This window comes from Nonomuraea sp. NPDC001699, assembly GCF_053596455.1.
This window is the reverse complement of record NZ_JBSFGF010000075.1, coordinates 1-2,260: the sequence shown is the minus strand read 5'-3', so window position 1 is coordinate 2,260 and position 2,260 is coordinate 1. Positions and strand designations below refer to the sequence as shown.

Annotated in this window: 1 protein-coding gene and 1 pseudogene; both read right to left on the bottom strand. The window is 67.9% G+C overall.

Annotated elements, in window-relative coordinates; translation table 11 throughout:
- Positions 1 to 108 precede the first annotated feature (108 nt).
- A pseudogene (locus ACWCSU_RS52720) lies at positions 109 to 1,055 on the bottom strand (IS5 family transposase).
- A 78-nt stretch (positions 1,056 to 1,133) separates the two neighbouring features.
- A complete protein-coding gene (locus ACWCSU_RS52715; protein ID WP_449945223.1) occupies positions 1,134 to 1,970 on the bottom strand; it encodes an IS982 family transposase in 837 nt (278 codons plus the stop codon).
- Positions 1,971 to 2,260: the final 290 nt, after the last annotated feature.

Sequence of the window (2,260 nt, the reverse complement as noted above, 5' to 3'; positions counted from 1 at the left end):
TCCCAACGCCGGCGCCACCACCAGACCCGCGCCCGAGCCAGCCACCATTGGAGACGCTGGCTCATGCATCACGAAATCAGGCTGTAGTACTAGGGACTGTTTCTTAGATCAGGTCCGGAGCCAGATGGCCGGGGCGGCCAGGGTGACGGTGCCGAGGAAGATGTAGGCGCGCTTGTCATAGCGCGTGGCCACCGCCCGGAAGTTCTTCAACCGGTTGATGGCCCGTTCGACGACGTTGCGCGCCTTGTACCGCTCGGCATCGAAGCCGGTGGGCCGTCCCCCGGCAGAGCCGCGCCGGCGGCGGTTGGCGCGCTGGTCACGGGGTTCGGGGATGGTGTGGCGGATGTTGCGGCGGCGCAGGTAGACGCGGTTGGCGCGCGAGGAGTACGCCTTGTCCGCGGCCACGCTGTCGGGCCGGGTACGCGGGCGTCCCGGCCCCGGCCGAGGGACCCGCACGGCCCGCAGCACCCGTCGCAACTGTGGGCTGTCGCCGTACTGGCCCGGCGTCAGGACCAGGGACAGCGCACGGCATCGGCCGTCCGCCGACAGGTGGATCTTGGTGGTGAACCCGCCATGGGAACGGCCTAGGCATTCCCCAGTCTGACCACCTCCGCCAGCCGGGCGGCCAGGGTGGCCAGCACCGGATCGCCCCGGTTTGCCCCGGCGGAGTCCCCCTTTTGCCGGCCGGGCGGTGTGGGGGGTGCGGGGCGCGGGGCGCGGGGCGCGCCGGCGGCGTGCTGGTGAGCCCGGACAGTGGTGGAGTCCACCGAGATGTCCCAGTCCACCTGGCTCTGGGCGTCCTGCTCGGCCTGGATCGCGGTCAGCAGGCGCTGCCAGGTGCCGTCGGCAGACCAGCGTCGGTGCCGCTTGTAGACGGTGATCCACGGGCCGAATCGTTCGGGCAGGTCGCGCCAGGGCAGGCCGGTGCGAGCCCGGTACAACACGCCGTTGATCGTCTTTCGGTGGTCGTTCCACCGGCCGCCCTGTCGACCGCCTTCGGGCAGCAGCGGCTCCAGCCGCTCCCACTCCGCGTTGGTTAAGTCACCTCGCCCCATACGCCTATCGTGACGATCCAGGAACGCTCAGTCAGCAGATCTGAGAAACAGCACCTAGATCGCTGATGTGAATTTGGGCTAATGGTCGTAGGCGGTCAATGACCGTTTCACGGGGGCGCCGGTGTTCCAGTTGTGCCAGATCGCGGCGTTGAGGGCGAGGACGCGTTGGCTGACCCGCGCCCAAAGGCCGTCGGTGGTGCGGGCATTGTGGCGTTCGAGGCCGAGCTGGTTTTTCAACGTCCAGATGATTGCTTCGATGCGTTGGCGTAGCCAGCCGGGGAACGGCAGAGCAGACGCGGGTTCGTCCTGACGGGCCGGCCGGATCAATGGATGGCCTAGGTCAGCGGCGGCCGCCTCGATGCCGGCGCCGGCGAAACCCTTGTCGCACACGATCGGGCACGGTCCAGGCGCGATCGTGTGGATGTGCAGCAGGAGCAGAGCCTGCGTGCGTTCGTCGAGTTCTTTGGGATGAGCCAGGCTGAAAGCGGTCACCGCGCCGTCGGCAGTGGTGATCAACATCAGCTTGGCGCCCCAGTAGAAGGCATGGTGGGACTTGTCCATGCCGTATCCGGCGATCTCGCCCAGGCTTGACCGGTTGACCGTCACCCGTGAGGCGCCGCAGCGGACCGGGGTGCCGTCCATCAGCCTGAGTGGTTCGTGCCAGGTCGGGATCTGGCGGGAGATCCACAACGCCGCCGCCGACATCTGCGGTCCCAGATCCCGCAGCTGCCGGTTGTAGACGGCCTGGGAGGGCAGCCGCGGGAACAGATGACCGATCCGGGCCGCCGCTGTCCGTAACCAGTACCGCTCCTGATCGCATCGCAGCAGCACCTGGGCCACCGCCACGACCACCGCCTCGGCGGCTGTCAGCACCGGAGGACGGCCCCGCCGGCGAGGTCGTTCCCGCGAGGGCATCACGTGATCGTCCAGATACACATAGAGTGCGATCAGAAGGGCGTCTAGGCCGCGTTTTCAAAGGGTGATGAGGGGTCGCGGCGTGGCGGTCGTTGGTAATTGACGAGGCCTCCGGTAGTTGGTTCAACGACCAAGAAGACCCAAGTACCGGAGACCTCGTGGCCCAGCGTAGCGGTGACGAGGCGGCACGACCTGACCGATGAACAGTGGGCAGCGCTGGAGCCGCTGTTACCCGCCGCCTCGGGACGTGGTCGTCCGCCGAAATGGAGCAGACGGCAGTTGATCGACGC

Coding starts and splice junctions, on each gene's coding strand:
- ACWCSU_RS52715 (WP_449945223.1), bottom strand. CDS start 1,970: ATGCCCTCGCGGGAACGACCTCGCCGGCGGGGCCGTCCTCCGGTGCTG.